Genomic DNA, 20,841 nt, shown 5'->3' with positions numbered 1-20,841 from the left:
TTTTAGAAAATTCTTTCTCATCTTCTTACGACGAACTCACGTTAAATTAAGAAATTTCTTCGATTCTTTCTAGACGATTTTCGGTGGTTTCAATTAATGAATATACGATCTTTCTAAGTTCGAGTAAACCTTTGCCGGATTTATTAGAAACAAGTACGGTTTCAAGCATAGGATACAATTCGTGTATGTTTTTCATTTTTTTTCTAAGTTTAGAAAGATCACTTTGATTTAGTTTGTCGATTTTTGTTCTTACTAAAACCGGTTTTATATTTCTTTCAAAACAGGTTCCGATCAACTCTAGTTCTTCTTCCGGTAATTCCCTCTGAGAATCGCAGACTAAAAATAAACATTTGAGATCTTTTGCTAGATTCAAGTAATCCATCAAAAGACCCATCATCGCTTCGTGATCTTTATGAGAATTTGCAGAATAGCCGAAACCAGGTAAATCCACGAGATAAATAGAATGATTTACGAAAAAGAAATTGAGTAGTTTTGTTTTTCCGGGTGTGGAAGATACTTTTGCGAGAGATTTTCTTTCTAAAATTGCATTGAGTAAGGAGGACTTACCGGCGTTAGAGCGGCCTGCAAATGCTATCTGAGGCATCCCTTGAGAAGGAATTTGATTTGCTTTTCCGTAAGACGCTTTGAACTCAACGTCTTTAAAGAATGGTTCATCCTTTTTTTGAGGATCCTCGTTCATACTCCGGGCTCCTGAAAGTCAGGTAAAATTCTGTCTGCTACGATGTCGCCTATTTTAGGGTCCCAAAGGCTCAGACAGATCACATCAACTTTCCTTTCCCCGCGAAGTATGGGTAGCATTTTTCTAACCGGAACAGGAATCTCTTTTTGTCGTAAGATTTCGGAAATTTCTATACTCATCCCGTTTTTACGAATTTTGGCTCCTGGAGGGCATAAATCCGGAATTAAATCCGGAGGGATTTTTTTTTGATTTCCGTTCCATTTGAGAACCATCTCTTTCGGTTCAAATCTAAATTCTCTTAAACAAGGAGAGTTTTTAGGAATCAGATAAAGGTCGGAAGAAGTCGACTTCCAAAACCATGTTTCTTTGTTTTCAAGGCTGAACGAATTTCCCTTTTGTAAAAGATCCGTAAGGTCTCTGAAAAAATTTCGTGTTATAGGATATAAATTTAAGGAACGTAGATAACGATCTATAAAGAATTTTCTTTCTCTTTGAGAAAGGTCGTTCAAAACCCAAATATCTATTTTTAAAAAAGAAGGAATTTTATGATGTAAACTCTTTTTGGAAAAAATTTTAGAAACCGGTTTTTCTATCCGATGAAAGTTTTTATAAATTCGATCTGGATCGGCTCCTTCTCTTAATAATAAAGGTATAATATAGTTTCGAATTCGATTTCTAAGATATTCATCGCTATTGTTGGATTCGTCTTCAAAAATTTTCCAAAGTTCGAATTGTAAGATTATTTCTATTTCTTCTTTGGCGAATGCAAATAGCGGTCTAAAGCGGTTTTTTTCATACCATCCTAAGGTTCGTAACGAATTCCAGCCACCTCCTCGAATCAAGTTAAGAAGGATCGTCTCCAGATAATCACTCGAGTGATGACCCGTGACTATATAACCTTCGTATTGATCCGAGATTTTTTTTAGATCCTTATATCGAAACGCCCTTGCTGTTTCTTCAAGTGTTTTGCCTAATCTTCTTGATAAAACAGGAATATTCTTTTTTTTGAATATTTTAGAAAACGGAAACGTACTATCTGCATATTCGAAGATTTTTTTTTCCTGTTCCAAATTGAACCGGATCGAATGGTCTAGATGATAAATACAAGGTGCAGGTATTTTTTTTTCTATCCACAACCAGAAATAAAAATGTAACAAGATAGATGAATCTTTTCCGCCGGAGTAGGAAAGGACCGCGGGACGAGATAAGATCATCTCGTGAAAAGGAGTGATTCTTTCCCAGACCGCATGAAAAATCTTTTGTGTGGATTCGGAGATTTTATCTCTCATCGTGCTGACTTAACGGGTTTTTTCGGATTGCCCAAGAGTCATATCGTTTCTATTCTATTGATTTCCGGATTGATTCCGTTTAAAGTAAATTTTGTAGAAACTCGATTTCGGCAAATCGGATCGAATGCCTAGTTTAACGTAAGTTCATTGTAAGTACATTAGAAAACTTTCTAAAAGTAGTAGATCCTACATTCTATGTTTTAAGGAATGGTTTTTCTTTAAAAAATATTCTCTTATTGATTTATGGAGTTTGTATCTACGAGCGAATGTAAGATTTAAATGTTACATAAGTCTATAAATTTAGTAAAACTTAGATTTTCTAAAAGTCGAATTCAACTTAGATAAAAACGAATAAATTATAGATATTTATCAGCATTATTCAAAAAAATCGCTCTATAAATAGGCGAAAAATAAAATTTGAATTGACTTCAAAATTGTCAAATCGCAAAAATTTTAAGCATGTCAGGATATGTGAAGCCTAGTCCCTTAAGATCTATACAAGAAGTTGCTACAGCAATGAATTCTACCTTAGATCCGGATAAACTTCTGGATTTAATTTTAGAACGTTGCATTCAGATTTGCGAGGTCGGCTCCGGCTCTCTGATGTTGGTCAATGAGAAAGAAAACGTTTTAGACATTGTGACTTTCCGCGGAATGAATCCTTCCGTTCGAACTAAGGTAAAACTGAAAGTTGGAGAAGGAATTACCGGAATTGTAGCCGCGTCGGGCGAAGGTATGATCGTCAGCGACGTTACCGCAAATCCACATTACATTTCCATAAAGGATGATATTATGTCGGAACTCGCAGTTCCGATGATCGTTGAAGACGTAGTGATCGGCGTAATCTCTTTGGATTCCAGTCGTAAAGGAGCTTTTAACGAAGAACATTTAGAAATTATTTCTACTCTTGCCAATCAAGCCGCTCAGATTTTTAAGAACTTACAAATTTTTAGACAACTTGAACAAAAAAATAAAATTCAACAAGTACTGATTGATATTTCCAGAACCGTTACTTCTACTTTAGTACTTCAAGAAATTTTTGAAGACATTATGGATCGTTTGGAAAAATCCCTGAACTTAGAACGCGGGAGTATTGTACTTTTCGAACCGGAAAAAGCAATTTTGAAATTGGAAGCAGCTTCCGGTTTAACCGCCGAAGAAATGGAAAAGGGAGTTTATTTTCCCGGAGAAGGTGTTACCGGAAAAGTTTTTGAAACGGGAGAACCCATCATCATCGAATCCATTGCAAACGACGAAAATTTTTTAAATCGTGTGGGGAATGCAGCTCATTTTAAAAACAATCCGGAGAACGTTAGTTTTCTTGCCGCTCCGATCAAATCCGATACGGACGTTTTAGGAGTTGTAAGCGTTTATTTTGTTCATAAAAAATACATCGATTTAAAAACTTATTTAGATTTTTTGCAAGTAGTTGCGTCCGTGATTTACCAAGCGATTCGGATTCAAAAACTCATCGACGAGGAAAAAAGAGAAATTTCTAGAGAGAACGTTCTTCTCAAAAGGGAATTAAAGAATAAATATAAATTCGGTTCTTTGATCGGTAAATCCAAACCAATGGAAAAACTTTTTGAAATGATTCATCTTGTTTCCGATTCTAGAGCTTCCGTTTTGATTACTGGAGAATCCGGTACCGGTAAAGAAATGATCGCTTCTGCAATTCATTATAATTCTTCCCGCGCCGATAAACCGTTTATCAAAATCAATTGTGCCGCAATTCCTGAAAACTTACTTGAGAGCGAACTTTTTGGTCATAAAAAAGGTTCTTTTACGGGAGCAGTTTCTGATAAAAAAGGTAAGTTCGAGATGGCTGATACGGGAACGATTTTCTTGGACGAAATCGGAGAAATGGATCTCAATTTACAATCTAAACTTTTGAGAGTTCTGCAAGAGAAAGAAATCGAAGCCGTCGGTTCCGTTAAACCTAAAAAGATAGACGTAAGAGTGATAGCAGCGACTAACGCGGATTTGGAAAAATTAATTTCTGAAAAAAAATTCAGACCGGACCTTTTTTACAGATTGAACGTTGTAAATATGGTGACTCCTCCTCTTCGTGAAAGATCGGATGACATTCCTCTTCTGATCAATCACTTCATTGCAAAGTATACCGAAGAAAACGGTAAAAAAATCACGGGAGTCACAAGAGAAGCGCATAAACTTTTGATGAATTACAGTTGGCCCGGAAATGTTCGGGAACTTGAAAATGTAATAGAACGTGCGGTTGTACTTTCTCAATTGGAAATGTTGGATATTCAAGATTTCTCCGAGATCAACGGACGTCTTCTTTATGGAGATGAGGATTTTGATCCGGAAACTGGAGATTCCGAATCTTCTGTGGAAATTGCCAATTCTAGATTTTCCTCTTCAAACTTGGATGCACTCGATGGAAGAGCTATCGAAGTTGTAGTTGGAGAAGTAGAAGCTCGTTTGATTAAATACGCGATGAAAAAGTTCAAATATACAAAGACGAGAGTCGCTAAATTTTTAGGAATTAATCGAAATACTTTGGATAAAAAAATCAAAGATCTTAAAATCGATTATTGATATTTAGGTCGTTTAGAGTTTGGGTTAATTTCGGGACTTGTAGTTATTTTCGTTTACTACTTTCACAATTGACAAAACGTTTTATCCAAATCCATAGCAGGAATGAGTAGAAAGAAGACGCTTAAAAAGCCATAAATCACATAATGTGACTTAATTTATGGTTTCGTTAGGGAGAAGGAGAAGATTGTGTGAACTACTATTTAATTCCAATTTAATAGTAAGATCGGTATTATAAAAGTTCATTTTATACAAATAGGTTATTCAAAAATTAATTCTCCATCTGTTTTATTAAAACGGTCGATTAAAGTAATTTTGTTAATCGCACTATGGAATTTTTCAACAAATCTAATAAATGAAATTGAATATAAGGAGCTTAAACGACATTGTTTTCGATACTTAAATTTAATTTAAAAAATAAGTGTAAAAATTTTAAAAATTTCTAAATGTAGTACATTGATACATTTTGAAACTTTCGAATTAGGATGGAATTTGAAATTAGTTTAAAACCGATTCCAAAATCATAAATTTGTGATAATTGTTTTAATATAAATTCCAAAATCTTTTCTGATGGAAAGGAACTTATGAATATGAAGAAGTTTAAAGTTTTCTAATAAAATACAATTATAATTAGGTGAAAAAGAATGATTCAAACCGTTGATCAAAAAGCCGCATTAAACACTCAGAATTTTTATAAATATCTACCTTCGCTTTCTTCCTTTACGGATATTATAGAACCTTCCAATTATTTTACCGTTCCGGACGATTGGAATTTAATCATTACGGACGTAGTAAATTCTACGGATGCTATTCGAAGTGGACATTATAAAGACGTAAACATTGCGGGTTGTATCACTGCAATGGCGGTTTCTAATCTTATGGGAGATATGGACTATCCATTTTTATTCGGTGGAGATGGAATGACTTTGTTGCTTCCGGATAGTGTTCTTCCAGGCGTAAAAGACATTTTATTTTCGATCCGAGAATTAGTAAAAAGTAACTTCGGATTAAAACTCAGAGCAGGGATTGTAAACGTAGGGGAGTTGAAAAGAACCGGAAAAGAATTAAAACTTTGTAAATTAAAAATTTCTGATTTTTACAATCAAGCGATTTTAACAGGTAACGCTTTGGACGTAGCGGAAAGTTTTATTAAAAACGACGATTTCTCTAATCCTTATATCATCCCTTTAACACATAAAATTAAAATCAAACCCGACTTTACCGGGTTTACTTGTCGTTGGCAGGATATTCCGAGTCATCGAGGAGAAACGGTTTCGTTTATCGTTAAGATGAATTCTTCAAGCGTTGCTTCCGATCAAGAATTGTTAAAAATAGTTTTAGACCAAGTAAGTTTACTTTTAGGAAGTGATGTGGAAATTCATCCTCTCAAGGAAGAAAAAATTAAAGTGGATTTGTCCGGAAAATACCCGAGTAAAGAAGCCACGGTTCATTCCGGAAGTAGAACCGGAATTTTTCATTTTTTAAGAAGGATTAAAATCAAAATCGAAGGACTCGCAGTCAATCTTGCTATCAAAACACAATGGAGATTTGGTCCAAAAGTAAACGGGAAAGAACTTAGAGAATTAAGAAAGTCTCAAGTGATCGCTTCTGACTTTAGAAAATATGACGGAACCTTAAAAATGGTGATTGCCTGTGATTCGAGTTCTAGAGAATCTTTTCTCAAATTTTTGGATGATCTCTATCGACAAGGAAAACTATTTTATGGTTATCATGTCTCTGATAGAGCTTTAATGACCTGTGCTTTACACGAGGGTTCTATAAGAGAAGTTCATTTTGTGGACTCCGCCGACGGAGGTTATGCCCTAGCAGCGGCTCAACTTAAGGAACAGATTAAAACTTCAAGAGATTAAACCGAGTTTGATTTTCCAATTATCGTCAAAGAGCTTATAATTACAAGTAAGCTCTTCTCCTTTTAGAATTAGTCTAGTCGCGCTATCCTGTCCTGTCGGATTGGTTTGATCGCTCGTAAAATCCTCTTTCGTATTTGGATCGTCACTGTGGTTCATAAATTTGGAATTATCAGAACAGTAAAACCATTTCCCTTCTGTTAGATAAGAATATGTGCGAAACATTTCTTGAACGGAATTCGGGAGTGAATTTAATTCGGAGTCAGTTAAAACCCAGACAGTTTTAGGATGATATTTCCAAATCAATTCTCCTTTTTGAATATCTCGACCTGCAAAGAGGCCAAAACCGCCGATCGGAGAATCTGCGATGTAAGTGGGAACTAAAAGCATTGGAAGGAATGTAAATTAGCCCGGAAAAAAAATGCAAGTAAGAAAACGGATTCTTTACAAGACCATTGCTTGTTGTTCAGGTTCAGGAACCGAAAATCTTTCTAGTTTACCGTTCCGCATTTGAAAAACTTGGTCAGCCTCTCGAATTGTTGAAAGCCTGTGAGTAACGGAGATTACGGTCCTTCCTTCTCTTAACAAAGAAAGCGTTTTCATAATTCTCGCTTCCGTTACTGGATCCAAAGAAGAAGTCGCTTCATCCAAAAGTAGGATCTGAGGATTTCTTAAAAAAGCTCTTGCGATTGCGATTCTTTGTCTCTCTCCGCCGGAAAGTTTAGTCCCTCTGTCTCCGGCGTTCGTTTCGTAACCCATGGGCAAAGAAAGGATTGTTTCGTGGATTTCGGCTCTTTTAGCGGCTTCGATCACTTCTTCTAAAGTTGCACTTGGTTTACCGATCCGAATGTTTTCAAAAATCGTAGTATTAAAAAGGAATGTTTCTTGAAATACAACTCCTACTAAAGATCGAACGGAACTTCTAGATAAAGAATTAATGTCCATACCGTCGAAAAGAATTCTTCCTTCGTTTGGTTGAACCATTCCTAATAGAAGTTTGATGAAAGTACTTTTGCCGACTCCCGAGCCACCTACGATTGCAGTATAACTCCCTTTGGGAATTGTCAAAGTGATGTCGCTTAAATTTTTAGACCTTCCCTTATATCGAAAGTGAACGTTTTCGAAATGAATCGCTTCTTTGAGTTCTGGGATTGAAGATTCTTCTGGATTCGATTCGAAAACGGGGGTTCGTAATAGTTCTAAAATTCGTTTTGCAGAGCCGCTCGCGTGGTTCAGAGCTGGTAAATATTGGGAAAGGTATAATAAGGAATAACTTAAGTTCAAAAACGGAGGTAAAAAGGCGGCTAACGTTCCAATACTAAGAGTATTATGATATGCGAATATAGTTCCTACAAGTAATAAAACTCCTTGAAGAAGTAAAATCCCGGAACCAGCGGAACGTTCCAAATATGAATTTGTTAATCCCAATCTGAGAGAAACTTGAAATAATTTTTCGCAATTGTTTTTGAATCTGGCAAAGAAATAGTCGCTTAGATCGTAGGCACGGATTAAATTCTGGGCGGAAATGGATTCTTCAACAAGGCTTAATACTTGAGCTTCTTCTAATTTTCTTGTATAACTGATTTCAGTTGATTTTCTAGATAAAAAACCTGGACCTAAAAAGCTAATCGGCCAAATCAAAAGTGCAATTAAAGCCAATTTCCAATCTAATAAAAAAAGTAGAATGGTTCCGAAAATCGCTTCTAATAACGGACCTAAGCCCCAAGGAATGAACGCTAAAAGTGCATGTTCTAATGCCGCAAGGTCGTTGAAAAATCTGGAAAGTATATCTCCTAACTTATTGTTGGAAAAGAAATCTAAACTCAGTTGATCCAAATGTTCATACATTTGTAGTCTTAAGTCTTGGATGATTCTTGCGGATGCCCAATTATAAAGATAATCTCTTAAGGTTCCGAGAATTGCAAAAGCGATCGTTCCGATGGCAAGATAAGTACCGATCCAATAGAGAGCGTTTTGGTTTCGATTGATCAGTGCTTCATCGATTAAATACTTAAAACTAAATGGAATGCTCGCATAAAATCCAATTTCAAAACAAAGAAGTCCTATGATTAAGAAAATTCTTCCTTTATACTTTTTAGCGAATCGGAATAAACCGAAAATCAATAGACTAGGAGCACCTTCCGTTTCCGAACCCGCTTTTTCTTTTTTTGGATTTGGGACCTTCCATTTTTTAGAAGAACCCTTTTCGGGTAAAGGTTCCGATTTTTGGATCAATTCTGGATTGTATTCGAGAGGTCTTTTCATGGGAAATAAGTCCTTTTATTTTCGGCGAATATCTTCTATTTCCACTCTACTTTGACTGTTTTCACCCAAAATCTTGAGGCAAGAATTTTTCACCCGATAAGAGACAGAATACGGTCGGAAAAGAGTCGTTTTTTTTGAAACGGGCAATTATCTTTGTAACCGGGTCTATAGAATGATTCAATTTCACTATAAGGAAAACGGTGGGTTTTATACGGTCACGTTAAAAACGTCCGAAACCGCTCCAGGTACTCTTCATAAAATGGTGAAAGCGATGTTTTTTATGGGTTGGGAAATTGTTTCGGGAGACATTGAAACAATAGAAGAAGGCGGTCAATTTTATAGTTACGATATTTTTACGTTAAAGTCGGAGGAAACCGATTCTAAGATTAAGGCTTCCAAATTGGGAGTTTTGATGTCTTCCGTATTTACAGATGACTTTGTTTTAGAAGAAATTATTCATCACTCAAGCGAAATCGATCTTAGAAATACGTTTCATTTAAGTGCGGATTCTAGATTAGAATTTGAAGATGTTGAATTTGGAACTAGAACGAAATTTTCACTCGAAGCTCCAGATAGAAAGGGACTTCTCTATTTTATTACCGGGGTTTTAAAAGAAAATGGTATTAACATTCATTCAGCGAAAATTCGTACAGATCGAACCGGAAACCATGCTCAGGATACGTTTATTCTATCCGATACAAAAGGAGTGGGTTTTGCTGGTACTTCCTTGGAAGATCGCGTCAGCCGGAATATACTTGAAATTAGTTTGAATTCTTCATGGAAGTAGTGATTGGTAAAATATTTTTTTTTCGTCTCTTATTCAAAATATTCGGTGCAAACGTTTTATTCCCGCCTTTTCATGGATTAAAAATGAAATTCTTAAGCGATTATTTTAATCTACGTTAGTTAGCGTAGCTATATTCAAAAAGTAAAATTCACTATTTAAGATTATTCTTATGGACGCGCAGAAAGACTTACAAAAATTCGATTTTACAGAAGAAATCATCCAGCATTTTAAAATTAACAGCGTAATTCCCGTCGATTTTTATAATAGAAACGGACAGATTCTAATTCATAAAAAGGAAAATGCAGACGGAGACGACATTACAAAATTATTAAGGTTCGAAAGCCAAGGGATTTACTTTTTAAAATCCGAATTTGAAAAGATTTCCGGAGGAAAACAAGGTGATGGACCAAATAACGTAAACGGTCGAGACGTCAGTTTTGCCAAACTGGTTAACGCTGAGTTGACCGTAGATCTTGCTAAAAACGCTTCCAACTTTTTATCCGAATTAAAAAAGTTTCCTCTTCACGGAAATCAGTTAAGACACCTGAATAAATCCATAGACGGAATATTAGAAGATTTTAAATCAACTCCGGACATGGAAACCGGATTGGTCAACATCATAGAAGTTATGAGTAGCGCGGGAGTTCCTATGGATTCCGAAATACTTACAAAACGCACTGTGATTTCAATGGCTATGAAAGTAAGAGCCGGAAAAGCTTTTACCAAGGTGGACATGGAACAGAAAAAATTAGATCAAATGAATCTAATGATGTCTTCTTATCTTGCGGATGTGGGTTATACTCAGATGAAGATTCCGATGGAGAGAGATCTAAAAGCGGAGGAGTTTGAATATATCAAAAACCATCCGATTATCAGTTATCTTATGATAGCAAATCTTCCGGATTTGGACGATAACATCAAAACTTTGGTTCTTAATCATCACCGTCCTCATAAAGGGGAAGGAATGAATAACAATTATCCTCAACCGAAAGTTCTTATTCATAAACTCAACGTTTATAAGGAGAAGTATAAGGACGATCCTAAAAGAACCATCTTGGTCGCGGATATTCAAAAACAAATTCGAAATATTCTTACTAATAATCTTCCTATGGAAGATATTGGGGTTATTTCCATTGCGGGAGAGTTTGCGTCCTTGACCACGAGACAGGCATGGAGAGAAGCTTTTGATCCTTTGGTTGCAATGAAACTAATTTTGAATAACAGTTTTTTTGCATATAATGAAAAGACTCTGAGAGATTTTTACGATCATATTGGTCTTTCTTTGTGTAATAATCAGCCTTTTATTCGGGAAGGGGATTTTGTGATCGTGGTCACACAAGATTCTAATCAAAAAGTTTTTTTTGAAGTTTGTATTATTCGAGAAATGTACAAAACCCAAATTCGTCCTATGTTAGAAAGGATAGGAACCATTAAACCTAACTTCAGTAATATGGGAAAACTTAGGATTTCAGGATTTGATATTGCTTCTTTAAAGTTGGATCGCAGAAAAGCGGTTTATAATCTCGAAAAAAACCAAGATCCTAGAAGGATTGTCTACGTTTTGGATTCTAATATGGACGCTCGTCTTTATGAGGAATTGACTAAACAAACCGGCGAAATTCCTAAAGAGAGCGCTTAAAAATCAATTATGGTTCATCCGTTTGGATTGTAATTATTTTTTCTCCTAAAGTTAAAAATGTAAGATTTTTAATAATAAAAGCAAAACAAAGAGAATCAGAAATTATCTCTTTTAGCCATTTACTTTCAAAGATTTTAACTTCTAAAGGTTGGATATCAATATGATTGAATTGTAAATTGATTTGGGCTACAGCATATTTGTTTTTGTCTGGTTGATTAGAAATGGCAAATTCCTGATTACAAATTATATCGATTAAATTTTTAGAATCTAAAAAGAATGGTTGCATGTTCGAAGGTAATTGCCATTTCGATGCGAACTCCAAAATTATTTTCAAATCAGGTGCGCTACTTTTGCCGGAAAGTATTTTGGTTATGATTTTGTTTGTATCACGATAATGTTCAAATTTTTCAGGGAGATGAGTTTGAAGGATATTACTAAAAACTCTACTACCTATCTATCGCATAAGTAAAACTGTTCATTATATTTTTTATAAAATATACAGCAGATTCGCTCGTTTTGAAAAGTTCATGATTCTTGATATATAATCTCCAATTACTCTGTAAAGGGGAACCGAAAATAGATTTGATTTTATTAAATATGGTAGGTCTAAAATTTCCATGTTCGTATGTAAGAATAGTGGATAATACTTGGTCATCATATATTCTAACTTTTGCATGTTTTGAAATTAGATGTTCTACTTTTTTTATAGGAACCATCCAGTTCATAAAAACAACGTTTTTTATATCACTCTTTAAGCCAATTTTTGTAAATGGATAAAAAACGATTCTTTTTATCTTGATAAATAAAATATTATTTAAAAATACATTCAAAGTTTTTGCAATCAGGTTTTGATTGTTGTGAATAAATTGATTTTTGTAATGCATTAGAATAGCTTAAAATAACCGATAAGTTTTTGCTTTTTTAAATCCCAACTATTTCAGCAAATATATTAGAGTTATTAAGAAATTCCATAGCGTCGATTAACAAAACTTCTTCAATCAACGATTTCGTGAAACAGAAACATGATCGAGAGTTAATTTTTCAAAGGCTCTATTTTTTGAATTCATTCTACTACTCATAACTATGTAATAAGTACCTAATATTTTACATGGAATCAGCGTTTTGTGATAGAATTAACGATACTCAATTTTATACAGATCAGTAATAATTATAACAAAGTTCCAATATTTTGCATTCAAATGAGTTTGAGATAAAAATTTGTGGTTTATTATATAGTTCTAAGTAAAACGAACTCCCGTTTAGAACAAAATTCCAAACACTGAGATTAACAATTCTAAAGTTATGATGAACGTTTTCAAATAACTCCGCTAAACAGAAAAAACTGACTTCAAAATGGACTTTCCTGGAAAAACGTCCTAATTCATCGCAGCTCTTTTTATAAAAATCTTCTATGATTTTTGGAAATAATTTTTTGAATTTCTGTGACTTTTGGTTAGAATGTACGTTTCATAAATAATTTTTTTCCAGTCGGATTGTGTATCGTTCTTTAGGAAAGGGTTGTCGAAATTTTTTTTACAATACAACTCTTTCCCCAACTATAATTAACGGAATTTGATAAAATGAATTCTAATGCAAGCCATCACTCGCAGTCGGTTAATAGAGAACTTCTAGAAAAGTTCGAATTTAATTCTGATGTTATCAAGAGTTTTATTAGTCAAAGTGAAATACCGGTCGATTTTTATAATAAAAACGGACAGATTTTAATTCATAAAAAATCGGATGCATCCGAAGAGGATGTCACTAGACTTCAAAAATTTGAAAGCCAAGGAATTTATTTTCTTATTTCAGAAAAAGATAAAGTTATTAAACCAAAAGATAATCCAGATATGGTTCACGGAAGGGAAGTTTCGTTTACCAAACTTGTAAATCCAAATCTTACAGTGGCTCTTGCCAAAGAAGCTTCTGAACTTTTAGAGGAACTCAAACATTTTCCGTTAACCAACAACCATATTCGTTTGGTTCAAAAAGGTATCGATGATATTCTCGCGGATTTTAAGGGAAGTACAGATATGGAGCTCGGACTTGTGAACGTGATTGAAGTGATGAGACAGGCGGGAATCAAAGCCGATTCCGAGATGATGACCAAACGTACGGTAATCGCTATGGCGATGAAATTAAGAGGATTGAAAGCTCTGAGTAAAACCGATAACGAAATTCAAAAGACAAAACAACTCAATATTATGCTCGCTTCCTTTATGGTGGATATAGGAAAATCCAGAATGAAACTTCCGAACCATACAGATCTTCGTCCTGAAGAATTTGATTACATTAAAAATCATCCTATCATCAGTTATCTTATGATAGGAAATTTAAGCGGAGTTAATTCGGAAGTTAAATCCGCAGTTCTGAATAGTCATAGAACCTTCCGAGGAGAAGGTTTAAACAATAATTATCCTACTACAAATATAATTATTCGAAGGTTGACCGAATATCTTCAAAAATATAAGGATGATAAAACAAAAAAAATTTTGATCGAAGACATTCAAAAACAAATCCATTATGCACTTAACAATACTTATACGGACGAAGACCCGGGAATCATTTCGATTTCTGGAGAGTTTGCTTCTCTAAGTTCGGATCAAGAATGGCGTAACTCTTATGACGCTCTTACCTCAATGAAGTTGATTTTAAACAATAGTTTCTTTTCTTATAACGAAAAGATTGTTCGAGATTTTTTCGATTTTATGGCGCTCAGCCTTTGTGAAAACCGTAGCGTTTTGAATCCAGGTGACTACGTTATAGTCGTTTCTACGGATTCTCAAAGAAAGATTCATTTTGAAACTTGTGTGATTAAAGAAATTTTTAGACATCAGACTAGACCACTTTTGGAAAGAATCGGAACGATTCGTCCTGTGATCATCAATAAAGGTAAGATTAAAATTCAGGGTTATGATCCTCATTCTTTCCGTCAGGATAAAAGAAAAGCGGTATTCGATTTAAATAACAGTATGGATCCGAGAAGAGTCATTTACATTATTGATCCCGAATTAGAGCCGAGTTTATACGAGAAGGTAGATCAAAGTTTTAGAGGAACGGTTCCTCGTTCTGCTGCTTAAAACCAAAGGATTTTTAGAAACCGCTTTATTCTTAGGCTTTCCCTTATTTTTTGGTAATATGCCTTCTAGCTGGGGAAAAATTTTTAAAGTTAGTACTTTTGGAGAGTCTCATGGAACTTCCGTGGGAGTTGTGGTCGAAGGAGTTCCCGCAGGAATTCCCATTCGTTTAGAAGAAATTCAAAAAGATTTAAACCGAAGAAGACCGGGACAAAGTAATCTTACCACACCTAGAGATGAAACTGATACGGTCCGTGTCGTTTCTGGAGTATTTGAAGGAAAAACGATCGGATCTCCGATTGCTTTGATTGTAGATAATCAAAATACGATTTCCAAGGACTACGAAAATTTAAGAACCACGTTTAGACCTTCTCACGCAGATTATACCTATCAAATGAAGTACGGTTTCCGTGCGCACGTAGGCGGCGGACGTTCTTCCGTTAGAGAAACGATTGGCCGTGTAGCCGCAGCTGCTATTGCAAGAATGATCCTCAAAGATGATCTTGGAATTGAAACCGTTGCGTGGGTGGATTCGATCGGAACCGTTCAATCTAACATAGGCCAGAAATATCCTAAGTCCAGAGAAGAAGTAGATCAAAACGAAGTTCGTTGTCCAGACGCTGATAGCGCCGACCAGATGCGTTCTTTGATTCTAAAAATGAAAGAAGCCGGAGATAGTGTAGGAGGAACGATCCAATGTGTTTCTTATAATCTTCCTCCAGGTTTAGGGGATCCCGTCTATGACAAGTTAGATGGAGATCTAGCAAAGGCGATCCTCTCCATTCCTGCTTGTAAAGGATTTGAAGTGGGTTCAGGTTTTGCCGGAACGTTATTAACCGGAAGTTCGCATAACGATGAGTTTTATGTGGAAGAAGGAACTGGAAGAGTTAGAACCAAAACTAATCATTCTGGAGGGCTTCAAGGTGGAATTTCCAACGGAGAAGAACTGGTTATTCGTGCTGCTTTTAAACCAACCTCAACAATTTTTAAAAAACAAAATACAGTAAACCTCAAAGGAGAAGAAACCATTTTAGAAGCAAAAGGTCGTCATGATCCTTGTGTTCTTCCTAGAGCGGTTCCGATTATCGAGGCAGTTGTCAATTTAGTTCTTGTAGACGCGTATCTGTACCAAAGGGCGATCAATCCTCAGTGGTTTCAAAAATGGGCCCGGATTCCAGATTATTACAAAAACTTAGAACTTTAAGAATCAGTCTCAAAAAGGATGATCGTTCTAAAATTCAGTGGTAGTTCCTACATTTCAGGTTTTGCAACGGTTTCTAACTTAAATTTTCAAGTGCCAATCTTGTCCAAGTTAATGGTTTGGTTTTTTAGAATCATCGAAGATTGTTAAACGTGTAATAGTTCCCACAGTATGACAGAGTACATAATATAAAAATAGATAGACGATCCCGTTTTAGAAACGGGTTGCCAGAATGAGAATGGTACGTTTCTATAGAACTGTTTCCCGAAATTCGGGAAGAATCAAAAGGATGATTCCATGGTAAAAATCAAAATCGACGGAATCGAATATGAGGTGGATGAAAAGAAGAACCTCATATCAGCGGCAAAAGATGTCGGAGTCGATATTCCTTTCTTCTGTTATCACCCCAAACTTTCCATCGTGGGAATGTGTAGAATGTGCCTTATCGAAATTGAGGGAGTTCCTAGACTTCAAGCGGCTTGCAATACGAAGGTAACGGAAGGTCTTTCCATTTTCACAAAAAATGATCGAATCAAAGAAGCGCGAGAAGGAACGATGGAGTTTCTTTTAGCTAATCACCCCTTAGATTGCCCTGTTTGCGATAAAGCAGGCGAATGCCAACTTCAGGACAATGCTTTTAAAGAGGGGAAGGGCAATTCCAGATTTACATTAGAAAAACGGAATATTCCTCAAGAAGAAGTTGGTTCCAATCTGATCATAAATCATAATCGTTGTATCGTTTGTTATCGTTGTGTTCGATTTGAAGAGGAAATCGTAGGGGAATCTAATCTAGGACTATTTGAAAGAGGTTATCACTCTATCATAGGACTTGCAAAGAACGAGCCAATTCAACATAACTTTCAGGGCGCTCTTGCAGATCTTTGTCCTACGGGTGCACTTCTCAATAACAAAACCTTATTCAAATCCAGAGTATGGTGGTATAAAAACGGCGAATCGATTTGTCATGGATGTAGCACTGGTTGTAATGTTACGACTAACGTAAGAGACAACAAGATGTATCGATATATGCCTCGAATCGACGAAGAAAAGGATATGTATTTTCTTTGTGATCATGGGCGTTTTGACATCGATTGGTTGAACGAAAATAGGTTATTCGCGTATTATCAAGATGGGAACGTATCGGAAAGTACTGTAGTGTTGCCTGCCATTGCGGAAAAAATTCGTCAATCAAAACGGATTGCGGTTTTAGGTGGTGCAAAAGAATCCAACGAAAACCTAAAAATCATTCTCCAAAGTGTAGAATCTTTTGAAAAATCGGTTATCGTGGAAGCAAGGGTAGAAGAAGTTCAATACAAAGCGCCCGAACAAAAAGATTTTTTGATGACTACGGACTTTAGACCAAATACAAGAGGGGCGGTGGATTCCGGATTTATATCTTCACAAAAAATCGATACGATTTGTAAATCGATCGAGTTAGGAGAAATTGATCTGGTCTTTGTGATTCATGAGAATATTAAGAAATTTTTACGTTCTATTCCTTCGAATGTTACTTTTGTTTTATTGAGCGCAAATCTAACTCAAGAAATATCCGAAGTGACCTACGGAGTACCGATTCAAACGTTTGCGGAACAAGCCGGTTCTTTTACAAATAAAAATGGATTGAATCAGTCTTTTCAAAAGGTGATGGAGCCGCCTAAAGGTTTATTAAGTTCCGGTTCTGTTTTTTGGAAAATAGCGGAACTGGTCAAAACTTCTCCCAAGGAGGTTGAAGTTGGGAACCGTTAACGTAGTAAGAGTAGCAAGTCGCCATAAACTTTCTTGGTATGAGAAGTTTTATTTTTATTCTATCGGCAAGGGACTTTGGATCACTCTCAAACATTTTATCAAGGCCGCGATTTTAAGAAAAGCGGTAACGATAGAATTCCCTGAAAAGAAAAGAAAGTATTCCACTCGTTTTCGTGGAATGCATACGATGAAACGTGATGAACAGGGTAGAGAAAGATGTACAAGTTGTTTTTGTTGTATGTGGATATGTCCTGCGGATGCAATTTATATAGAAGCAGCGGAAGTGACTCCGGAAATTCAACATCTTCATCCAGAAGATAAATACGCTAAAAAGTTTGAGATCGATTTATTGCGTTGTATTTTTTGCGGAATGTGCGAGGAAGCTTGTCCCAAAGGAGCGATTTATCTGGATGGTCCCGGCGAGATGGCGACCGATAACCGAGAAGATCTAATCTTAACCAAAGAAAGAATGATGCAACTTGTGGGTGGACCAATCATCGGAGAAAGACAATAGAATTTTAGAATTGGTTTGATAAATTTTTTTTCAAAATTTCTTTTTGGGAACTTACAAGTGGAAGATGGAAAATGTGTGAACTTTACGAAAATTGAAAGTTCTTCTTTTTGAGAAATCTAAAAGCTACGAATTTAATTTGCCGTAATTTTTTGGAAATTAAGAATGAAACATAATCTATAATAAAATTGTTGAAAAGTGAGTTTTCTTTCGTTTTTTCATTAAAACGAATCGATAAAACTGTTTTGTGAATTGTAGATATGGATTTTTTCGACAATTCTAACTATTATATCTAATTGTTAGAAATTGATCTTATGTTCTTTAAAGTTAATAAGGGAAAAAAATAACAATGGCTGAAGTCATTCAAGTTGTATTGAACTTTAAATCTTTAAAAGACTTATTATAAATTTCAGTAAAATGAATCTTGTGATCAGCTCACTTTTTCGTGGGTATGTTGGCTTTGTCTTGCTATTTCTAACTTTGCTTCTAAAAAGGACACCGCTGAATCAATATCGTGATTACAGATTCCTGGGTATTCTCTTAAAATTCCTTTTCTAGAAATTCCTGCTAAAAGCAAATCCAAAATTTCTGAAACTCTAACTCCAGTTCCTTTAATGAAAGGTTTTCCTCCTAGATAACCCGGAATGACTTCTATCGAAGTAAATTCATTTTTGTTCATATATTCTTAACAATAGTGTCTGACAAAATTAGAACGAATTTTTTTCGGATCTTAAAATTTTGTTTTCGCTGACTCCAAATTTGTTTGTGAAAATAAATTAAATTCTTCTGGTATTTGATCGTCCTAGAGTCGATTTGTTTTACTGCAAAAACCAAATTAAATTTCTACAGAGAAGAATATATTTTCTCGAAATAGAAAATAGAGACGAATAAGACATAGTTTTCCAAACAAAGTTTTCAAAAAAAGGTCGAGTTTTAATTTCTTTTTTGTGCTTTTAGAATCGTAATTTATCAAAAAAACTGCAAAAGACCGAGTAATCGGGTATTTATTTCAATGGTTCAATCTGATTCTGTAAATTTTTCAGTTTTATACGAGGATAACTACCGAACCGTATATCATTTTCTTTTGAAAATCTGCGGTGATCCGGAGGTGGCCGAGGATTTAACTCAAGAGGCTTTCTTAAAAGCATTTACTTTTTTTCATAAATTCGATTCTAAGATTGCTTCCTTCAGCACTTGGACTTGTTCGATTGCAAAAAATCTATACTTCAAACATTACAATAAACAGAAAAAGGAATTCGGAAATATACGACTCAGCGATTTAGTCGGTGATATTGAGATAGACCCGGAAATTCCGGAAAATTTAGAGAAGGTTTTTTTGGAAAAAGCGATAAAAGATACGATTGAAAGTCTTCCTGAACCGGAAAAAAGTATAATATTATATAAGGAATTAAAAAAGAAAACTTTAAAAGAAACTGCTCAAGTATTGGGAATTTCGGAAAGAACCGTAAGTAGAAGATTAATTTCTGCTATTTCCTTACTGAGAACAAAATTAGAACAGCAAGGATTTCAATTCTAAACTCTATCATGAAAACGGAATTAGACGATATAGAACGTTTTGAAGACCTCTTAGGAAGGTACTTATACGGTGAATTGAATACCGAAGATAAGCGAGAGCTTCTTCAATTTGTACTTAAAAATGAAAAAGCTCGTTCTATGTACCAAAATTCTACTCGAACTAATTCCATTTTATCTCGTACTTTTTCTGATATTAAACAAACTCCTTATTTGAAATCGAGTATTCAGAAAAAGATTTTAGAATTTCCGAATACGATTCTAAAATCCCGTTCTTTGATTTTGGGACTTACTGCGGCCATGTTGTTTTTAGTCGTAGGTGTTTCTTTTTGGTTTAAATATCAATTTGAGTCGGATTCTAAACTAGGTCAGGCTTTTATCAATTCTTACGGAGATTGTAAAATCGACGGTGTAGCGTCTCAACCTGGAGAAAGTCTTCTGAATCGTAAATTGGTTTCGGGTAATTTTTCTATTTGCGAATTCCAAGTAGAAGGAGCTCAAAGTGTAGCGGTTCGAATGTTGCCAGATTCTGAAGTTTCCATTTCTGGAAATAAAAAGTATTCTTCTTTGAATGTAGCACGAGGGTCGATTCTTGTAGATTCAATTCAGAATGAATCTACGGGGGAAGGTCTACTTGCGATTCTTTCGCCGGATGTAAGAGCTTTTTTGGCAGGAACGAAAGTGATTTATTCCAGAAATGTGGGGGAATCTTATTCTAAACTGGATATAGACGTTTTGGATGGAAAGGTAGAAGTTGAAACCGGACCTTTGATCGCTTTTGAAAAAACCGCCAGTACTTTAACAAAAGAAGAGAAAGAATTTTTAAAGATGAATTTTCCGATTCTTTTTCAAAGTAAAAAAGTTCAAGTAAATCGGGGACAATCCTTGTCTTGGAAAGGAATCCCGGAATCCAGTTTAAATAAAATTCGTTCTTTAGAAAAAAGTATCGAAGAAGCAAAGTCCCAAGGTTTGAAATTAGAAGAGAATTTTGTCTTCGCATTAAATTCGGACGTTCGTAGGCTTGGTGGCGAGAATACGATTGGAATGTTTTCGATGGAAGACGATCTAAATAAAAAAATTAAGAATATTCTTCCAAATCAAGAAAAAGAATTAGAAGAGAAATTCAAATCTATGGTTCGTTTTGCTCCGAACGATTTGAAACAAGTCGAAAAATTGAAGTCTTTGGTCGCAAAATTGGATAATAAGGCTTTAATTCAAATTTTAAAAGATAAAAATCAGCCTGATCATGAAAGAGTAATTCATTTTAAAGATGGTTCTCAAGTAAAAGGGTTTATATATCAGCACGAAAGTTTTTATATTCTTTTAAAGAATGATGGAAATCTTTTATTTCCTATCGACGCGGTCGATTCGATCCATTTCGAATAACGCTGGTTTGTCGATTTTATTCCGAATCAAAAACCTATAAGATAAACTCATTTGGTTTGTTTATTTAAACTTCGTTTTTTGGGTTTATCTAGAAAACGTAAGTTTAACGTGGATTCGACATAAGAAACCCATGATTCTGAAAAAAAGTAGAAATCTAAACTTTATAGATCGATTCCTAAAGGGTTCGAATTCATTATAAATTTCAATCGAAGTATTTAATCGTTTCTTAATTTTATAAAAAACTTGCGGCAAAATTTCGTTTTCTTATTTTTGACAGTCTAATCTA

Annotated in this window: 15 protein-coding genes and 1 pseudogene; 10 read left to right on the top strand and 6 right to left on the bottom strand. The window is 35.1% G+C overall.

Annotated features, from left to right (window positions below):
* Positions 1-46 precede the first annotated feature (46 nt).
* Both yihA and tilS read right to left on the bottom strand, forming a co-directional pair.
* On the bottom strand, positions 47-700 hold the full coding sequence (gene yihA, locus LEP1GSC049_RS217620) for a ribosome biogenesis GTP-binding protein YihA/YsxC (RefSeq protein ID WP_004756649.1): 654 nt from the start codon (positions 698-700) through the stop codon (positions 47-49).
* Positions 697-1,989, bottom strand: a complete 1,293-nt coding sequence (gene tilS, locus LEP1GSC049_RS217625) for a tRNA lysidine(34) synthetase TilS (protein WP_004780993.1) — start codon at positions 1,987-1,989, stop codon at positions 697-699. Before tilS ends, yihA begins: the two co-directional genes overlap by 4 nt.
* Positions 1,990-2,505: 516 nt before the next feature.
* Between tilS and LEP1GSC049_RS217630 the strand changes: the two genes are divergently transcribed.
* Positions 2,506-4,548 carry a sigma-54-dependent Fis family transcriptional regulator gene (locus LEP1GSC049_RS217630; RefSeq protein WP_004754567.1) on the top strand — a complete coding sequence of 681 codons (2,043 nt, stop codon included), beginning with the start codon at positions 2,506-2,508 and terminating at the stop codon, positions 4,546-4,548.
* A 641-nt stretch (positions 4,549-5,189) separates the two neighbouring features.
* On the top strand, positions 5,190-6,416 hold the full coding sequence (locus LEP1GSC049_RS217635; RefSeq protein ID WP_004759751.1) for a DUF3095 domain-containing protein: 1,227 nt from the start codon (positions 5,190-5,192) through the stop codon (positions 6,414-6,416).
* Here the strand turns inward: LEP1GSC049_RS217635 and LEP1GSC049_RS217640 are convergent.
* Together LEP1GSC049_RS217640 and LEP1GSC049_RS217645 are read right to left on the bottom strand one after the other, a co-directional pair.
* Positions 6,405-6,803, bottom strand: a complete 399-nt coding sequence (locus LEP1GSC049_RS217640; RefSeq protein WP_004754145.1) for an SET domain-containing protein — start codon at positions 6,801-6,803, stop codon at positions 6,405-6,407. The two genes, LEP1GSC049_RS217635 and LEP1GSC049_RS217640, sit on opposite strands and share 12 nt — an antisense overlap.
* 54 nt (positions 6,804-6,857) lie before the next feature.
* Positions 6,858-8,678: an ABC transporter ATP-binding protein gene (locus tag LEP1GSC049_RS217645; RefSeq protein ID WP_004768876.1), complete on the bottom strand. Its 1,821-nt coding sequence runs from the start codon at positions 8,676-8,678 to the stop codon at positions 6,858-6,860.
* 172 nt (positions 8,679-8,850) lie between these two features.
* Here LEP1GSC049_RS217645 and LEP1GSC049_RS217650 point away from each other — a divergent pair, with 172 nt between their 5' ends.
* Positions 8,851-9,465 (top strand): ACT domain-containing protein, encoded by a 615-nt coding sequence (locus LEP1GSC049_RS217650; RefSeq protein WP_004753870.1) that lies wholly within the window; start codon positions 8,851-8,853, stop codon positions 9,463-9,465.
* Between the two features lie 169 nt (positions 9,466-9,634).
* Positions 9,635-11,104: an HD-GYP domain-containing protein gene (locus tag LEP1GSC049_RS217655; protein ID WP_004756829.1), complete on the top strand. Its 1,470-nt coding sequence runs from the start codon at positions 9,635-9,637 to the stop codon at positions 11,102-11,104.
* Between the two features lie 7 nt (positions 11,105-11,111).
* Here LEP1GSC049_RS217655 and LEP1GSC049_RS2000000227850 read toward each other — a convergent pair.
* Positions 11,112-11,988 (bottom strand): annotated as a pseudogene (locus LEP1GSC049_RS2000000227850) (DUF2071 domain-containing protein).
* Positions 11,989-12,684: 696 nt separating this feature from the next.
* On the opposite strand from LEP1GSC049_RS2000000227850, the gene LEP1GSC049_RS217670 reads away from it, so the two are divergent.
* From LEP1GSC049_RS217670 to LEP1GSC049_RS217685, 4 genes are all read left to right on the top strand, one after another.
* The gene (locus tag LEP1GSC049_RS217670) at positions 12,685-14,181 is read left to right on the top strand and encodes an HD-GYP domain-containing protein (protein WP_004756751.1); all 1,497 of its coding nucleotides are present in this window, start codon (positions 12,685-12,687) and stop codon (positions 14,179-14,181) included.
* Between the two features lie 58 nt (positions 14,182-14,239).
* On the top strand, positions 14,240-15,382 hold the full coding sequence (aroC, locus tag LEP1GSC049_RS217675) for a chorismate synthase (RefSeq protein WP_004753916.1): 1,143 nt from the start codon (positions 14,240-14,242) through the stop codon (positions 15,380-15,382).
* 294 nt (positions 15,383-15,676) lie between these two features.
* Complete coding sequence (locus tag LEP1GSC049_RS217680) at positions 15,677-17,125, top strand: NADH-quinone oxidoreductase subunit G (protein WP_016560560.1); 1,449 nt, start codon at positions 15,677-15,679, stop codon at positions 17,123-17,125.
* On the top strand, positions 17,112-17,639 hold the full coding sequence (locus LEP1GSC049_RS217685; RefSeq protein WP_000537600.1) for a NuoI/complex I 23 kDa subunit family protein: 528 nt from the start codon (positions 17,112-17,114) through the stop codon (positions 17,637-17,639). Before LEP1GSC049_RS217680 ends, LEP1GSC049_RS217685 begins: the two co-directional genes overlap by 14 nt.
* 427 nt (positions 17,640-18,066) lie before the next feature.
* Here LEP1GSC049_RS217685 and LEP1GSC049_RS217690 read toward each other — a convergent pair whose 3' ends face one another.
* Positions 18,067-18,315, bottom strand: coding sequence for a DUF433 domain-containing protein (locus tag LEP1GSC049_RS217690; RefSeq protein ID WP_004754340.1), 249 nt, complete (start codon positions 18,313-18,315; stop codon positions 18,067-18,069).
* A 333-nt stretch (positions 18,316-18,648) separates the two neighbouring features.
* Between LEP1GSC049_RS217690 and LEP1GSC049_RS217695 the strand changes: the two genes are divergently transcribed.
* Together LEP1GSC049_RS217695 and rsx are read left to right on the top strand one after the other, a co-directional pair.
* Entirely contained in the window at positions 18,649-19,173 is a 525-nt protein-coding gene (locus LEP1GSC049_RS217695; RefSeq protein ID WP_004754643.1) for an RNA polymerase sigma factor, read from the top strand.
* An 8-nt stretch (positions 19,174-19,181) separates the two neighbouring features.
* Complete coding sequence (rsx, locus tag LEP1GSC049_RS217700; protein ID WP_004755334.1) at positions 19,182-20,555, top strand: LIMLP_03685 family anti-sigma factor; 1,374 nt, start codon at positions 19,182-19,184, stop codon at positions 20,553-20,555.
* The last annotated feature ends 286 nt before the right edge of the window (positions 20,556-20,841 follow it).

The sequence above is a fragment of the Leptospira kirschneri serovar Cynopteri str. 3522 CT genome (assembly GCF_000243695.2).
Taxonomy (GTDB): Bacteria; Spirochaetota; Leptospiria; order Leptospirales; family Leptospiraceae; genus Leptospira; species Leptospira kirschneri.
The sequence above is the reverse complement of the archived record's forward strand: the minus strand, read 5'-3'. Positions and strand labels throughout refer to the sequence as shown.